Source organism: Ruegeria sp. TM1040, assembly GCF_000014065.1.
Lineage (GTDB): Bacteria > Pseudomonadota > Alphaproteobacteria > Rhodobacterales > Rhodobacteraceae > Epibacterium.
The window spans coordinates 31,159-47,749 of the sequence record NC_008042.1 but is presented as its reverse complement, the minus strand read 5'-3'; the positions used below and the strand labels follow the sequence as shown (position 1 = coordinate 47,749).

Sequence of the window (16,591 nt, the reverse complement as noted above, 5' to 3'; positions counted from 1 at the left end):
TGACCGAACTACAATATTTACTCTCTCTTAGGAATGGGACTGGTATCGACACTCTAACCAGTTTTTAATTTTGGATATTGATATGCCTCGTGTGCAGCACAAACTCGGCTTCACAGACCTCTTGGTCGCTCTGTCAACGGCACTCTGGTTTATCCCCACATATATCGCTGCCGAACCTCTAAAAGTCGCGTATACTGAGTTTCCCCCTTATAGTTTTACCAACGAAGCGGGGGCGGCTGACGGTTTCTCGATCGACGTCATCCGGCGCGTTTTAGAAACAGCCGGTCATCAGCCTGAGTTTGTGCATTCCACCAATCCCGGACACACTTTGGAATTGCTGTCCTCCGGCGGGGCTGACCTGAGTACATTTATGGTAACAACCCCTGCGCGACTGGAGGAAGTCCTTGCAACGCAAGAGGTTGGCAGTATCAAGCTGGCCGCATTCACTCTGAGGACAAGTGGGTTTGCCCGTAGCGAAGACTTGGCAGGAAAGCGCATTGGTGTTGTGAAAGGCAGCGCCTCAACCTCAGCGGCCAGGATGATCCCTTTCGCTGAAATCGTAGAATTTCAGCAGACAGACGATTTGATCGTTCCGCTTTTGCTTGGTGAGGTCGATGCGGTGGTGTCTGGGCAAGAGGCGTTTACGGCCCGACTACGAGAGGCAAATGTTTTTGGCAAAATCATCACCTTGGAGCCAAGCCTCGTCTCGATGCCCTATGCAATATTGGTTTCCGAGACGCACGCGGATCTTTTGCCCAACTTAAATCAAGCCTTGGATCGGTCTTTATCGCCTGCCACGATCAAAGCCCTCAGGGAAAGTTGGTTCGGGCGCGATACCTACCTCTATGAGAAGCCCGCCTTCTGGTTCGTAGCGATCGCCATTGCGCTGTTCACGGCGGTGACCGGCTATTTAGGAGTACGTGTTCTTCGCTATAAACGCGAAGCGGCACGCGCACTCCGGGCCAACCAGGCAAACGACCTACTCGTCAACGCGTTGGATGAGCTCAACGCTGCGATCGTAATCTATGACCAAAACATGCGCGCCGTGCATCGGAATGCTGGTTTCGCAAAGAGCTTTCCTCGTCTCGTACCACAGGTCGACGCAGGCGCAACGATGGCTGACCTGATCGGTGTGTCTTACAAAGCGGCAGTTGTTGAATTCGGCGTGAATGACAAGTCGATTGATGAATTTGTTTCAGATGTGATCGCCTCTGTAGAGGCAGGGATGGACAACAGGCGGCTGGTCAAGGCTAAGAATGGCTTGGTTTATGAAGCGCGCGATTTCCGACTTGGCGCGGATCACTATGCGTCGATCAGGGTCGACGTGACCGCCCAAGCAGCCCTGCAGGAGACTATCGTGCAACAGGCCGAAGAACTAAAGCTTGTCAACGCGCGGTTGGAATCTTTTGCCGCGATTGCAGCACATGACTTACGGAGTCCACTTTCGAGAATTGCGCCTCTGGTCGAGTTCATCATTGAAGACCTCGACGAGGCAAAAATTCAGGTTCCACAGCAGGTCGAAGAGTACTTGGGGTTGTTGACGCAACAAGCCGATGCGATGAGCACATTGGTTGAAGACCTGCTCACATATGCTTCGGCTGGAACGCAAAATGGGCGACCTGAAAGTTTTGATCCCTGTGATCGCCTCGCAAACGTTTTGAAAATTATCGAGCCCCCAGAAGGATTCACGATTAAGACGCCTCAGGCAATGCCCCAGATTTTTGCAGATCCCATCGCCTTCGAAACAGTGATGCGGAACTTAATCAGCAACGCACTAAAGCATCACGGCAAGGGAGTTGGGACCGTTGAGGTTTTTGCGACGGAAAACCTCGGCCATGTCCAAATTCACGTGTCCGATGACGGTGTTGGTATCCCCGAGAAATATCAAAATACTGTATTTGAGCCGTTCAAAAGACTGTCGTCTACAGTCTCAGGAAGTGGCCTGGGCCTCGCCTTTGTTCAGAAGACGGTTGAGAGCTGGGGCGGAAGTATTTCGCTTTCGTCTTCACCAGGTGAGGGGTGTACATTCTCTATAACAGTTCCTCGTGGTCAGCAGGTTGAGCATATTCTTGCATCTTAGGTCGCGACAGAAGCTGCACATCGAGAAGCTCGCAGAATAGATATTATACCCCTTCGCACCATGCGCACGCGGAGCCTCCAGTGGGAGGCAGATCACTTTGAGCCGTTCGAGGGATCCGCTCTCGAACGACTTTCTCACCTGTAGTCTTATCATCGTGGCGTATTGCGCGCGTGTCATGATTGGGTTGTAACAGACCCAGCTCGACGACACACAGGATCTGCGCACGCTACCGACCAACCAGCTTTTGACCGCGATCCTCCTGCAGCATAGCTTCCATGTCGTTCAAACCATCGACAGCGGAGCGCATCTGGGCCTCATCAACGATGCGCGCGGCCTCAGCGTCAGCAACTGCACCTTCAAGATCCATTTCCATCTGTCGCTGCGCCTCGGCGATCACAGCTTGAACGATGGGCGCGGTCTTCTTGGGAACAGCGCCAGATGGCCCAGACGATTGGCCGTCAGCAGTCTGGCGTGCGGCCTTACCGTCGGCCTCGGGTCCGCTTGACTCGTCCGGTGGCGGTGCCATCGGCATCGCGCGCATAGTAAGTGGCAGCTTACCCTGCGCGCCCCCCGGCTCTGGAAACGGCAAGTCTCCCGTCTGTGCATCATGGATCGTTTTGAACAGGCGGTCGTCAAAATACTGGATTCGCTTCGCCCGGACCGGCATTTGGGCATCGATGACCATGACGATCTCGTCGAGTGGCAGGCGGCGTGCTTCATCTTCAGGAAGCAAGGAGCTTTCTTCGGTCCGTGTGGATTGGCTGCGGCCCTCGAAGGGGTTCTTGCCGATGGATTGCGACCGCGTGACCACGGTCTTTGTGGTCTTGCCGACCGCCTTACTCAGCTCCTCGACGGTTTTTTCGTCAGACGGGGTTAGGTAGAGCTTTACCCCTGCGTTGCCCTGCAGGGCTCGGCGGGTATTCTCACCATAGATTTCATCGAGGGCGGGAATCGTCTGGGTGACGACGGCCAGATGACCGCTATAGCTGCGGAGGGTCTCGATGCTTTCGACCACGATAGGCATTTTGCCAAGACGGTTGAATTCATCGAGCATGATCATCACAGGCCACGGCTCATCCGGCCCAGGGTCCTTTTCCTGCATCGCCGAAAGGAGATCGGAGAAAAAGAGCCGGATCAGAGGGGCAAGTGGTTTGACCATCAGCGGCTGGACTACGAGATAAACAGAGAAGGGCTTTTTGCGGATTGTCCGGAAGTCGAAATCCGACACTGCCGTCGCCTCATCGATCGCGGGGTTCTGCCATTGATCAAGCCCTGAGGTCATCAGGAGTGAAACATAAGACGTCAGAGTATCGTTGTTGGTGGACGCCAGCCGCGTGAAGATCAGCTTGGCCGCCCTGTTGTCAACTTCATGGCCCCGCGCGAAATACTCCTTCTGCTTGTTCCCGCCCGAGGCCGCGATGCGGTAGATCTCGCCCAAGGTCGGACGCTTGCGCTGGAACGCCAGCAGGCCTGCTGCCACAAAGAGATCAATCCCGCCTTTGAGGAGGCCCTGCACCCGGTCGTTGTCGCTCTGTAAGAAAAGCGTAGCAAGAAGTTGCAACTCCATCTGTTGGCGCGCGGGATCTTTCAGTTGATAGATGCGCAAGAGCGGGTTGTAGCGATGCGTGCGCTTGCCCTCCCAATCCGTCGGAGCAAAGCGATAGACCTTGTCGCCCTGGGCGGCGCGGTGGCGCGCCGTGGCCTCGAAACATTCCCCCTTCACATCGAGCGTCACGGCGGAGCCTTGCCAGGTCAGCAAGTTTGGAATGACGAAGCCCGTGGTCTTGCCGCGCCCGGTGGGGGCCACGATCAGCGCGTGCGGGAAGACTTTTGAGCAGACGAATTTCGCGCGGGATTTTGGTGTCCCGAGCTTACCAAGGATGAACCCGGTCCCGGGAGCGCCGAAAAACCCGTTGGCCTTCATCTCGCGCGCAGACTGCCAATGGGTCTGGCCAAAGCGTGTGAGGGCCGAGCCCGACAGGGCAAGGCTCAGCATCAGGCCGGCAGCGGCGAAGCTGCCGATGATCAGGTGGATGAGTTGCGCGTCCTCCGGGCGGCGATCGAGGATCGCCAGATAGTTCTGCGCGATATAAGCAAAGTCGATCTCCGCCCCGAAGCCGAGATCCTGGTGGCTCAGAACCGCCGAGGCGATGGTATATCCCATGGCCCCGGTCACCAGCGTGACGAGCAAGATCCCAGTTGCGATCCGCGCTTTTCCCATGGCGTCGCTCAATGGATCTGCCCCCGTTCGGTCTCACCATCCACGTCTGTCGCGCGGTGTTTTTCGTATTCGGCGTCGGCGAGTTCATCGACCACCTGGCGCAAGGCCTCCGTGTTGACCGTGGCGGCATCGGATTGCAGATAGACCTTGGCGACATAGAGCCGGTCGAGGCGGTCCCCGAGAACCTGTTCCAGCGCATCGGCATCGCCGGATGTGAGGCGGCCCAACTGGCGGTCATCCAGCACCCGCGCGATCTCGGTTCGGAAAGCGTCCCTCTCGTCTTCGGTCTCGAAGGGCGCGGACAACTCCCCCGCCCGCTCATGAGTCAGCACACGGTCCAGTTCCGGCATCTGGAGAACCTGCACCTCCCGCTGGGACAGGCGGGCGTCCTGAACATGGGCATAGGTCTCTCCGAGACCTTCGGCCAGCTGCCCTGGCATATCCGGATAACGCGCCTGCAAGTCCCGCGTGACGGCCACAGAGATCGGTGTGCGGCTATGAGCACCAAGACGCGCAGCCTCAATCTCACGACCAATGAGGTCAGCCAGCTTCTGATCGACAATCCTGGCGCGGCCTTCCTCATCCATACGGATGACATCGGCCGGGCTCTGAAGAAGGTCCGGATGCTCCTGCAGGTAGGCGCGCTGCTCGGCCTCGAGGCGCTCCACGGCGCGGGTTTCGATTAAGGCCTCACCCCGCTCGCTAATGGACGTCTCCAACCGCACAACCTTGGCAGCCTCTTCAATTCTGTCTTTGGTGAGATGGACCCGCGCCGCGCGGGCCTCATCAATCACGCCATCGTGGCGCAGCACCGCCTCCCGTTCCAAGAGCGTGCCAAGCGCGACATGCACATTGTTGAGAATGTCGCGCGCCTGTTCCAAATCGGCGCGGCGCTCGAGGTTCAGATCGCGCGCCTCGGCCACCTTGGAGAGATCATCAGCGATCCATTGATGCTCGAGCGCTGCATTTGAGGCGCCTGTCTCGATCCGGGCCACCACTTCCGATGTGCTGATCCCGGTGCCCCGTAGTGCTACGTCAATGCGCGCTCTCAGGTCGGGCTCGGCCAGTCGCTCGCGCTGGCTGGCGTCGATATTGGCCTCAGAATAGATCCCGCCGTCCGAGGGGGTCTCTGACAATGTGCTCGAACGTAATCCGAGCGGCTGCATATGCTGGACCTGCGTCTGGATCTCGATGAGGCGTTTTTCCAGCACGGGGCGTTCCGCGTCGGACTTCTCGGCAATCATGCCCTGCACCCGCGCGAGCTTCTCCGCATAGAGGCTTCTCAAATCCTCAAAACTTTGATCCTCGGCCATATACACATCTCCTGTTCGGTCCACCTGCCCGCCGCGCGCCAGCACCTCGCCCGCGCGGAAGAGGGCTGCGGCAATATCCTCGCGGGCCTCGCGCGAAGCCTCCGCAGCAAGCGAGTGGTAGACAGTTCTGGTATTGGCGCTCTCCGCCAGCGTCCGCGTCAGGTCGGCCCCCACGCGTTCCCGCTCGCGGGGTGCGCGGCCCTCTTCCTTTGCGGCATAGACCTCGCGGGTCCGGGCGGGGTAATGCACAACCCCACGATCCACCCGACGCGTGGCCTCCAGGCGCACGCCATACTTTTCGGCCTCCTCGACCATGGCAAGGCGGAAAGCGTCATAGTTGAAGCGATGGTTGCGCCCCAGAAAGAAGAACTCGCCTTCCTGCGAGCGGCGGTTCAGTACCAGATGCGCATGCGGGTGATCGCGGTCCTCATGCACCGCGATGATGTAATCGAAATGCCCCTCATCGGTCTGGAAGAACCGCTCGGCCACATCCGTTGCGATGTCGCGCACATCCTCGCCCCGCGTGCCGATCGGGAAGGACATGAGCATGTGCGTGGTCTGGCCAAGCTTGGGTTTGAAACCTGCATCCCATCGCTTGGCAAAGCGCTCGGTCAGATCCTTGATGTCCTTTGCCTCAAGCTTTGCCTTGCCATCCAGAAACCCGCTCGAGTCCACGATATGGGTGGACTTCGTGGTCAGATAATCAAGCTGGTTTGCGAGTTGCGATTTGGTGTGCGTGCCCCCACCCCGGATCGCCTTGAAGACCGCTGGCCGGTGCCCGGCTGCCGCGCGCACAAGCTGGCTCTGCTTGGCGACATGCAGCCCCTGCATCGAGCCCCGGATCCGGCTCCAGCCGTCCCGGAAAACCTCGCCCGTGACAGCGTCAACCGCATCATTCAGCCGCATGGGCAAACTCCCTTAGCGCGGCCGTGGCCTCGAGCTGCATCGCGTCGCGCCGACGCCGCAGAAGCAGATCGATCTCGTCGGCGGAATCCAGGATGAACCGCGCCAACCCGCGCATCTGCGCAAGGCGCGGCTCAGAAAACTCGGTACTCGCGTCCCCCACGGCCCCCTGCCCCATCCGGTTGGCACGCGTCATCTGCTTGGCGATCTGTGCGACCCCGTTGCCAACCTCATGCAAAGAGGATCTGTATCGCGCCATCTCTGCTGCCATCTGCGCGTCCGGAACGAACACCCCGCCCGCCGCCTGAATGAGCCGCCGCAGCCCCTCGGCCCGACTCTCGATCCCCGCCTTCGCCAACACCGCATCGAGCGCCTCAAGCTCCGCAGCCGTGACCTTCACACTGACCGCCGAGACCGGGATCGCGGCATCCATCTGACGCTCGGCATCGGCTTTCAGGACGTAGCGCACGGCCCGCGATGTGACCTCGAAACGCTCAGCCAGCTCAGACGTCGACACACCCTCCGCGGCCTCGCGGACGATCTGCATCTTCTCGATCTCTGTCAGGCGTTTTGTTCGGGACATGCGGAAGAAAGACCCCCTATTTCCTGCCACCTTCCACCAAGGCTGCCCCCATATTACGATAATATACCTATCTGTCAATAATATACTTACGTTGCCTTCAGTCTCAGGCAGCCTTGGTGTCCGCTTCCCCCGCGGCCCGCAGGGGCGCCGGGCTGCCCCCTCACCATCAAGAACCCCACTTGTCACATGGGGCCCCTTCCCAGCACCGCCCGAGGTCTGGCCGAACACGCATGTGTTCGGACGGAACCGCGGGCGGGCGCAAACCCCACCGACAGGGCGGACAGGCAGGGTCAAGGAGGGCCAGATTTGGCTCGGCCAAATCTCTGCCGCAAAAACCGGGAGGCCCTGGCCGATAGGTTTTTGTGGATGGCCCCCTTGAGGCTGACTGGCCGGTCTGTCGCGGCCTGATCATTCCGGGGGGAGTGCGTCCCTTGAACGCGCGGCGACCGGCACCAAGAGGAGGTCGCTGTAGGCGATCACACGCGCCAGTGACGGCATCCCTGGAACAGGGGTCGGGCCGCCCCAAGATCGTCCTGGGGCGGCCCATCCTCGTCAGAGGATTCAGTCTTGGGGATCCTTTGCGCTCGGCGGAAACACCACCAGCTCCGAGACCGCGACGGGAAAGTCGAGCTTGAGGCTAAAGAACTCCGAGCCATCCCCGCCCCGGGTGTTGCGGAACATCGCACCCACGCGCTGAAAACGGGTGCGCTCCTGGCCATCGGTGTCGGTAAACTTGACCGGGACGGTTGCGACGTAGTGGTTGGTCATTTGGGTTACTCCTTGTTGCGATGGGGATCACCCGGCACGGGGGCAAGAGGCCCGGTCGCAAGCGCAAATGCGGAGGGTCCGCGGCTCCGCCATGGAAGCCGCATTTGTGCTTGCCGAAGCGAAGCGCAGGGCACGATTGGGCCGACCCCGTGCGATCCACATCTATGAGCAAAAAGGAATGATCCGGATGATCCTTGCCATCACGCCGCAGCCACCTTCCGCGTCCTAGTTCCGCCGATCCTGGCCGGGGTGTGCCCAAAGGCCACCCGCCGCTGCCTCGCTCATCATCTCGATAACACTCACGATTTATCGGAGGTGCAGAAAGCGCGCTTGCGCCTCCTCAATTGCGGTCTCGGCGATCTCCGATCCATCGTGGGATTGTGCCAGCGCGCCGATCCTGTCGGAGGTGCGGTAGCCCTCTTTGCTGAGCACCACATTGCGGCGCTGTAGGATCGTGGCGATCCCATGCGCCAACGGATCGATCTCTATTTCAAGCCCGGTCCCGCGCAGCTGCCCGAAAAGAGACTCGAAGCTCTAGCGGATGATGTGATCGGTCAGGGTATGATCCTCAGGGGTCGGAAGCTCTGCATCCTTCTCGGTCAATCCGAAAAGCTCGATGGTCTCGTGAGTGCTGCAGTGTCCTACGCCATGTCTGGCCTCCAGTGTTCGGCTCCAAGGCCACCACGTGAGTGTGGGGACATGGCCGAATGCTTGGTGTCCGAATATGCTTCGATCAGAGACGGCGTAGCCGCCGGCTTGCCGGGAACAAAAGTTTTCTGCGCGCCGCAACAGCCGCCTGCGCGACCTTACACACGGGACCACTCCGCGCCATAGGCCCGCCCTCGCCGAACGTTCTGCGATCCTTGAGGCGGGCTGATTTGGGGTCATCCGGAGGATATGCTCACGCGACGGGCAAACCGGGATGCTGGGGCGGCCGACCGCACAACCCTATGGATCGGCAAACCCTGAGCCTTGCGCAGCGAAGTACGGCGCGATGATCTGCATAGAGTTCGGTTTCGACTTTACCGGCACGACCACACTCGCACGTCATATGAAGAACCAGGGACCTGTCCATACACTCCGAGAATTGAAACGTATGCGGAACACAGTTGCCGATGCCTAGCAGAACTCAGTCGCAGTAAGGGGCTCTTTTAATCCGCGATCGGGCCGAAGGAGTCTCCAGGTTGCGGTATCTGCCGCCTGAATACCGCCGGCAGTCTAGAGCATGGCCAGCCGCGATTACCGCAGCGCCAATGTCTTCTCCATCCGCGAAGCATATCCCGACCCACCGGTCATAGGTGCGCTCTCCGTTCAGCTTGCAGGTGATTGACTTACCGCGGAGATAGTTGACCACCCATCGCTTGGCGTCCTTGCCCGCTGAGGTCTTCAGCTCAGGCGCATCAACACCGTTTAGACGAACAGGGGTACCATCGACAATAATGGTATCAGCGTCCCGTACATGCAGGGAGGCCGAGAACACAGAGGTGGCGCAAAAGACAACGACAATAGCGATCAAGACACGCAAAGTGCGCCTCCTTATTACGGCCCATCAAGCCAAACCGAAGACACCACGCAACGATAACCTTCGAACGGGGGGATGCGAGCTAGGGTATTCGGCAAACAGTCTTAGTACTCGCCGATAGCAGATCGACCATCGGGCGTCGCCATATAGCATGTCGTACGCGACAAAGGAGGAAGCTTACCCCTGTTTTTAAGGACGACACCAGCCGGGCAGGCCGGAAGGTTGACATAGCGATATCCCCTATCTGCAAGACACTGGTGATAAACGCGTGACCGCAAATTTGCATTGGCATCCACCGAGTAGGTACCACCGCCATATGTCTGGCCACCGGAAGTATTGCAGAAGACTTGCGTACCAATATGGTTACAAGTTGTCTGAACTGGTGTTGTGTAAGAGGAGCTTGTTCGGATAACTTGATTTTGTGGGACTTGCTGGGCCGCATACACTTGGCAGTTGGTTACATCCCTATTTCGGGACGCTTCGGTAGCTCCTGCGAGATAAAGTACATTCTCCGCAGGTAAACCTGCCTTGTACCGGTCATAAATCGTTTGTTCGGCGCAGCCTGAGAGGCCTAGAAAGACCACACCAGTGATAAAAAGACTTTTCTTTATCATGTCGCTTTTCCTGTGGATCGACCATACGGAAGAAGCATGCGTGTGAGCGTTGACCAAACTGTGTGAAAGCTATGACCTTAATGTGGAATTCGTAGCGCCATACAAATGTCTAATTTCAGTTTGAAAAGGGCAGTAAAGGCCTCGAAGCGTAACTGCTGCGATACCGTAAATTTGCGGGGCAACCACACCAACCAGCCCTGAGCGAGTATCGAAGTTTTACCGAGCGAAGGTCCAAGTATTCTTTTTTCACGTTGCAGAACGCTGACTGAACCACTTGCAAGCTTTTAGCACAAGTGTTCTGGACACAGACGTGCCCGAACCTCTCGAGAGAAGTAGACACATCAAATTTTGATTTGGAGATCTTCATGCGCCACGTATTTCAGTTCATTTCAGCACTAGGCGTTGCACTGTTTCTCACAACCTGCGTCAACGCGGAGACTATCGGCCCTCGTGAAGCAGCTCAGAACATAGGAAGCTACTCGACGGTTGAAGGAGTGGTTTCTCAAGTGTCGAGAAGTCGGAATGGCACGACCTTTATCAACTTCGGCGGTCGCTTTCCCAATCATGTCTTTTATGGCGTCATTTTCAAGAAACACGCGCATAAGTTCCAAAATCTAGACGGTCTAGTTGGGAAATCCGTAGCTATAGGTGGAACCATCAACCTCTACAAAGGTAAGCCCCAGATCATAGTGTTTTCACCAGAACAGATCACACAACGATAAGTTGCGGTCCGGCTGTCCGACAGACGCCAGCCATGGAGAAACATAAACCGCCCCGGATTTGCCGAACGCTTCAGCATCAGTGATGCCACTCGTCAGGCCTACACTCGAGATCCGTGCAAGGCTTAGAACAAGCACGCCTGCACGCGCCAAGGGCTTTCAAATAGCGGATGTTTAAATCACCTCAGCTGACCAGGAAGATGTTCCCCTTCGCGCAAGTATCAGCGTCGCGCAGATAGCGCTCTTTGCAACGTTTGGAAGGCTGCAACCAGGGCGATGCCCTCTTGCTGCAGGAGCAACGCAAGGCGCTGCCCCTCCCCGCAGGTCTAGACAATCAATATCGGCACGCACGGAGGGGAAGCGCAACTTTGCTGTCGTTGCTCGAAGTACTTGTACTGACCCTTAGAAGCCAAAAGCGATCTATAAGCTCTCAATCCGCAGCCTGAATGATCGGCACTTCCTGTGACTTCGACCACGCTATATCAAGGCCTAATAACAATGCATCAATCGCTTCATCAAGCAATAGCCCGTCCTCAGAAATCACAGGTGTTCCGTGTTTCCAAATTGGCCTGTGAGAATGGTCGGATACCGAGACCAGAAACTTTGCAGATCTCAAAAAGCCCTGCCGTTTCCGTGTAACACGAACATTTACATCACAGTCTTGCTTCTGCCAGCTCGTTTGCCAGATCGGCAACCTGATATCGAACCCACTACCTCTCCAACTGGGACCTTCGGAGAAACCCTTGTTTTTGATATCTTCAACAAACTCCTCGATCGTCGTTTTCTCCCGGCCGGAAAAACTCGCGTACTTTGGCCCAGTTCCACTGCGCTGCCAACGTTTTGGCAACTGAGATGGCAAGGGCATAGACAGGAAAACCGTCCCTTGGATGTGCTCAGAGCAGCCGTCTTTCAAGGCTTTCGAATTGAAGGTGTCAAAGAGAAGGCCACAACCTATGTTCTCGAGATAACAATCAACCGGCAGAGTGCGCCCATCCTTGAGCCTTACAGCACCGTAAACCAAGTCTCGTTCGACCCTATCATGGAGCCACTCGATTTGCGCGTGTTGTTCATTGTCGAGAAAAACTGTGATCGTGTCACCTTTTACCAGCTTGGAGAAGTCGCTCAAGTTGACCTTTTCTGCTTCCGTGGGGTGGCCGAGAAAGGCTGCTTCGATTGCGCTCATGTTCGTCCCCGTTCAACTCAATGCACTTCGGCTTCGCCGAAGTGCAAAGTACCGAGAGGTCATGGCAGAAGCAATTGATCCAGATATTAAAACCGTCCTCCAATACACCACAGGGAACCAAGGCCCTCTTCATACTGTAAAAAGGCGAGCGGTTCGAAAACGGTTCCAGCTTTGCCGCGTTCGATGGTTCAAAGTTGGGGGGCAAGGCACAAACTCGCAGACTATCTTCATACGCAAGGGGCCGGCGAAGGGGGCAGGTCAGGCGGATAACCGTAGTCCTACTGAAGTCTATGGTTGCACTTCAACTTGCCTGACGGCGCCAAGTCAGACGTCAGGTGCACGCAGCTGTTCTTCCACCGAGTTAACAATACACCGCTCGATCATTCTTGATATGACGTTCTATCAATTTCTTGGCCTGCCGACCCTTTGGCGTGAACCTGGCCAATGGTCGGCGCGTCGAGAACTGATCTCCCAAGATCAGCATAATCTCTTCTAGTGCCTCTGGCGACATCGCTTTCATCGCCTCTGTACCCGTGTATAATGTCTCAGCGAATGCGCCATCTGCCTCGATGATCTCATGATTGTCGCACAACAAATGATAATAAGTCACTTCGCGCATTTCGGCAGCAATCGACACATCCTGTAGGCCAATCAGGTGCTTTGCAGGCACAAGTATTTCTTGCGTGTCAAACATTCGGATTGCGATCTTGGACCGAACAACGATCCTGTGTTGTGGAGAAACAATCAGATCACGTGAAGGCATCCCTTCGCCCAATGCGCCCGCTTTGATGCGGATGGGTTTGAGCTTTGGGTGGGCGTCTAGTTTGTCTTCACTCAGCGTCCGCTTGCCGATCCACCGAATAGACTGCAGGCCATTGTCTTTGGTTACGAGCTTGTCGCCAACTTGCAGGCTCTCAATGTCGCGAATACCATCACTTGTCTTGATCTGTGTTCCTTTTGCGAAACACACAATCAGATTTTCAATTTCGGTGAAGTTGACAGTCGTTCCATCTGCATAAACTGCTGTACCGCTTGTTGAATTACCGTCTGTGTCGGTGGTCTGTGTGAGAGTGAACGTACCAAAACCAGTCAGGTCCAAGCTATCATTGTCAACTCCGTCGATCTCGGTAGTTGAGCCGTCAATGGTAACGACCATTGATCCGTCAGTGCTGGTTTGACCAAAATCCAACGTAAAAGTATCAGCGTCCGCACCACCGGTAGCTATATCACCACGACCTACTGTGATGGCATCATTGCCACGCCCACCTTCGATTGTGTCATTACCATCTCCGCCATCAATGGTGTCGTTAAATGCAGTCGCTGCTCTCAGAGCGTCGTAGTCGGTTGCGGAAATGTTCTGAAACCCACTACGAGTATCAAGAACAGTTCCGGGCACGATGGCCGGGCCATCGATCTGTATGAGGATATGGCCGTCTTCATTGGCATCTTGGTTGGAGCCGTCCCCATCAAAGTCGACATCGAGCACTGCAAACCGGTAGACAGTGCCCGTGGGATCTTCAAACGTAACGCTGAAATCCAGATTCGCCCCATATTCGACCCCATCAATCTCAACCCTCTGAAATGTCGGGTCTGCCCTGACTTCATTTGCCCCGTCATCACCACCCAAGGATGTGTCATCATCCAGAAACCGTATTGTGACGGGATCAGTTGTGACTTGAATTTCACTCGCTGTGGGGCCCGCAAAATCGCCTGACCCGGTGATGGTATAGTTTTCGTCGGCAATGTAGGCATTGCCCACATAAAAATATTCATTCCCCGCACCGGGGTCGAACTCGTCTCCAAATATGATGTCATCACCAACACCACCAGTGATCACATCATTGCCTTCACCACCTGCAATGATGTCGTCTTCCTCGCCCCCGTCGATGGTATCGAGCCCAAATCCACCATCGATCGTGTCTGCCCCCCTGCCGCCATCAATGATGTCGTCACCCGCACCACCGTTGAGCGTGTCGTCGCCTCCATCGCCCCAAAGGGTGTCATTTCCCGCACCTCCGCTGAGAAAGTCGTCTCCCTCAACGCCAGCTGGTACGCCCGTTGTCGAATAATCAGGGTCCGGGGGCACCCCCACCAGGCCACTGTCATTTATATTGACCGCCCCCGTCGACCCAGGCGGATCGACTGTAACCTGAAGAACGTCTGCACCCTGATTTTCCCAATACCGAACCTGGATCGTATAAGTTTCATTACTGTCGAGCGTGACTTGACCAGATCTTGTCGTAGCTGGCTGGTGAAAGTCGTTGTTCATGTAGTCCGCAGTTGTCCCACCCTGCGTGAACGTGACGGGAGTACCTGCGCTGTCGAATATCTGGATTGTCGAACCGTCGTCAGAATTGGTCGCGAACGTATAGACGCCACTATCGGTAATATTCAGCGTGCTGGTGTAGATAACACCGAAATCGCCTGGGTTTCCTGTCGTTCCGCGAATAGCGTTTGTTAGGCTGGATTCATCAAAGTCAGTGACATAACCGGACCCTGTGCGCTCGCTTGCATCACCTCCAAAGTCAAAAGCTTGCCCATTCGCAGAGGTAAAATTGCGATCAAAGGTTTCATAGTGCCAAGAACCTGCAATTGGACCGTCACCACGCAGAACATCGTCACCCGCGCCACCCGTGATGACATCATCACCAAGCCCGCCAGATAGCTGGTCGTCCGCTCCGGTTCCTGTGAGTGTCTGATTGCTTTCGGTAGCTGGAGTGCCACTGTCGTTATCTGCCATCTCACTAACTGCTCCGCTGAACGCACTAATTGGAAAAGGTCTTTTGGGTTATTGCATGCGCTGTTGAAGTAAGGCAACGCGACTGGCGATCAAAGTACGAAGCTGGCTGAACGCTGCTGTAATTCCTTGATACCAGTGCTGTTCGTCCCGTCCCCGCACAAGTGCACGTAGCCGCCATTTGCTGTGATCTGGAAACTGAGAATTCTGGGCTCAGAGGCGGCTTTCGCCGCTGTAGACACGAACAACAGCGAAGTGGGCCCTAGCTAAAAATGGAGACCACATAGGAAAAGGGGAACCGTGTCTCCACAGCCCCCTCTCGGCACACTATGCCTAATCTCACAGGCGGGTCGTACGACCAGTGATTACCCTGCGTCAACGCCCTGGGGCGGCTCACCGCTGCCTATGAATGGAATGACCGAGATCGACCGCTAGGAGCTCGGAGTGACCGATGCTGCACTGCGCACGAACGTCTGCTCTCGAGAAGTGTGCCAAAAACGATCATTTGTGACACATGCGATTTGACATGGGGTTTGGCATTCCAGTTGCCCGCAGCTCTCATTTTGAATTCCCACTGGTTTTTCCAAGATCGCTGAAGCATGGTTCCATGACGAGACTACAGGATGCAGACCCTTTTGACCGATACCAATGATATCGAAAACGCGATCATGCGTGTGGGCCTTGGGGATCGGGCGGCGTTTTCTTTCCTGTATGATGCGACCTCTGCGAAACTTTTTGGCGTCTGCCTCCGTGTCTTGGGAGATAGGGCTGAAGCTGAGGACACGCTGCAAGATGTTTTTGTGAAGGTCTGGCACAAAGCAGACCGGTATAAAGCCAATGGCTACAGTCCGATGACTTGGCTGATCACCTTGACGCGGAACACGGCCATTGACCGTCTGCGGGCTCGAAAAGCGGGCAACGTGGACATCGACGATGCGCACGATCTGTCGGACGGGTCACCGACACCCGAGGCGGAGGCGATAGCCTCGTCGGAACGACAAAGGCTGAATGCCTGCTTTGAAGAACTTCAAGCAGATAGATCAGAAGCGGTGCGCCGGGCCTATCTGGACGGCGACAGCTATAAAGACCTCGCGGCACGATACGATGTTCCGCTGAACACAATGCGAACCTGGCTGCACCGCAGCCTGCTGACACTAAAGGACTGCCTGAGCCGATGAGCCAGCAAGGAGATCATAACGACGATGCGGCCTTGGCCGGTGAGTACGTCTTGCATCTTCTTGAAGGGGATGAGCGGGCTGCCTTTGAAGCGCGGTTGGCCTTGGAGCCAGCCTTGCGCGACCTGGTGCGCGATTGGGATGAGAGCTTTGTCGCTATGGCCGAAGGAATTGCGCCTGTCGCCCCACCGGGGTCGGTCAAAGACGAACTCAACGCCGCACTTTTCCCGGACACAGTCAAACCTAAGCGGTCCTTGTGGTCCTTGCTGGTCGGTGGTGTGACCGTCGCTGTGATTGTGGTGGGGGCTGTCTTACTGACCCCTGTACTGATGCAGAATCCAAGCTTTGATCCCACCTTCACTGCGAATGTCGTAGCGGACGACGGCACGCTCGTTGTTGCGGCGCGCTTCATTGCAGAGACGGGTGCGCTTGAGTTGACCCGCGAGGCGGGTGCCGCGCGCTCGGGCCGTGTGCTGGAGCTTTGGTTGATTGCCGAGGGTACAGATACGCCTGTGTCCCTGGGCGTACTGCCTGCTGAGGTGGAAACACAAATCGACGTGTCACCAGACATCGCTGAGAGACTGGTAAATGGTCTATTGGCTATCAGCGATGAACCTCCTGGCGGCTCGCCGACAGGGGCGCCTACTGGTGAAGTTCTGGCGGTTGGGCCTGTGACAAGCACCTAATAAGAAGAGAAAATCTGATTTTTTGCAAAAAATCAGATTTTTTCTGAAACTTCTCTCGCTCATCCCCCGTGTCTTCTCCATCGCAAG

Annotated in this window: 11 protein-coding genes and 1 pseudogene; 4 read left to right on the top strand and 8 right to left on the bottom strand. The window is 56.4% G+C overall.

What is annotated here, in order from left to right:
• Positions 1-70: 70 nt before the first annotated feature.
• Complete coding sequence (locus TM1040_RS00175; protein WP_166485478.1) at positions 71-2,080, top strand: ATP-binding protein; 2,010 nt, start codon at positions 71-73, stop codon at positions 2,078-2,080.
• 226 nt (positions 2,081-2,306) lie between these two features.
• On the opposite strand, the gene TM1040_RS00170 is transcribed toward TM1040_RS00175, so the two are convergent.
• The 6 genes and pseudogenes from TM1040_RS00170 to TM1040_RS00145 all read right to left on the bottom strand — a co-directional run bounded on the left by TM1040_RS00170 (position 2,307) and on the right by TM1040_RS00145 (position 9,348).
• Positions 2,307-4,301 carry a type IV secretory system conjugative DNA transfer family protein gene (locus TM1040_RS00170; protein ID WP_044026399.1) on the bottom strand — a complete coding sequence of 665 codons (1,995 nt, stop codon included), beginning with the start codon at positions 4,299-4,301 and terminating at the stop codon, positions 2,307-2,309.
• Positions 4,302-4,309: 8 nt separating this feature from the next.
• Positions 4,310-6,520 (bottom strand): relaxase/mobilization nuclease domain-containing protein, encoded by a 2,211-nt coding sequence (locus TM1040_RS00165; RefSeq protein ID WP_011536571.1) that lies wholly within the window; start codon positions 6,518-6,520, stop codon positions 4,310-4,312.
• Positions 6,507-7,100: a transposase gene (locus tag TM1040_RS00160; protein ID WP_011536570.1), complete on the bottom strand. Its 594-nt coding sequence runs from the start codon at positions 7,098-7,100 to the stop codon at positions 6,507-6,509. The genes TM1040_RS00165 and TM1040_RS00160 overlap by 14 nt, the downstream gene beginning before the upstream one ends.
• A gap of 561 nt (positions 7,101-7,661) precedes the next feature.
• Positions 7,662-7,868 carry a hypothetical protein gene (locus TM1040_RS00155; RefSeq protein ID WP_011536569.1) on the bottom strand — a complete coding sequence of 69 codons (207 nt, stop codon included), beginning with the start codon at positions 7,866-7,868 and terminating at the stop codon, positions 7,662-7,664.
• A 309-nt stretch (positions 7,869-8,177) separates the two neighbouring features.
• Positions 8,178-8,531, bottom strand: a pseudogene (locus TM1040_RS00150) (DUF2493 domain-containing protein); the annotation flags it as partial.
• 466 nt (positions 8,532-8,997) lie between these two features.
• Positions 8,998-9,348, bottom strand: coding sequence for a thermonuclease family protein (locus TM1040_RS00145; protein WP_254658800.1), 351 nt, complete (start codon positions 9,346-9,348; stop codon positions 8,998-9,000).
• 1,021 nt (positions 9,349-10,369) lie between these two features.
• Between TM1040_RS00145 and TM1040_RS00140 the strand changes: the two genes are divergently transcribed.
• Positions 10,370-10,726, top strand: coding sequence for a nucleotide-binding protein (locus TM1040_RS00140; RefSeq protein WP_011536566.1), 357 nt, complete (start codon positions 10,370-10,372; stop codon positions 10,724-10,726).
• 427 nt (positions 10,727-11,153) lie between these two features.
• Here TM1040_RS00140 and TM1040_RS00135 read toward each other — a convergent pair whose 3' ends face one another.
• Together TM1040_RS00135 and TM1040_RS20535 are read right to left on the bottom strand one after the other, a co-directional pair.
• Entirely contained in the window at positions 11,154-11,906 is a 753-nt protein-coding gene (locus TM1040_RS00135) for a hypothetical protein (RefSeq protein WP_011536565.1), read from the bottom strand.
• 361 nt (positions 11,907-12,267) lie between these two features.
• Positions 12,268-14,646 (bottom strand): Hint domain-containing protein, encoded by a 2,379-nt coding sequence (locus TM1040_RS20535; protein WP_011536564.1) that lies wholly within the window; start codon positions 14,644-14,646, stop codon positions 12,268-12,270.
• Between the two features lie 620 nt (positions 14,647-15,266).
• Here TM1040_RS20535 and TM1040_RS00125 point away from each other — a divergent pair.
• Together TM1040_RS00125 and TM1040_RS00120 are read left to right on the top strand one after the other, a co-directional pair.
• Positions 15,267-15,821, top strand: a complete 555-nt coding sequence (locus TM1040_RS00125) for a sigma-70 family RNA polymerase sigma factor (RefSeq protein WP_011536563.1) — start codon at positions 15,267-15,269, stop codon at positions 15,819-15,821.
• Positions 15,818-16,504: an anti-sigma factor gene (locus TM1040_RS00120; protein ID WP_011536562.1), complete on the top strand. Its 687-nt coding sequence runs from the start codon at positions 15,818-15,820 to the stop codon at positions 16,502-16,504. The genes TM1040_RS00125 and TM1040_RS00120 overlap by 4 nt, the downstream gene beginning before the upstream one ends.
• The last annotated feature ends 87 nt before the right edge of the window (positions 16,505-16,591 follow it).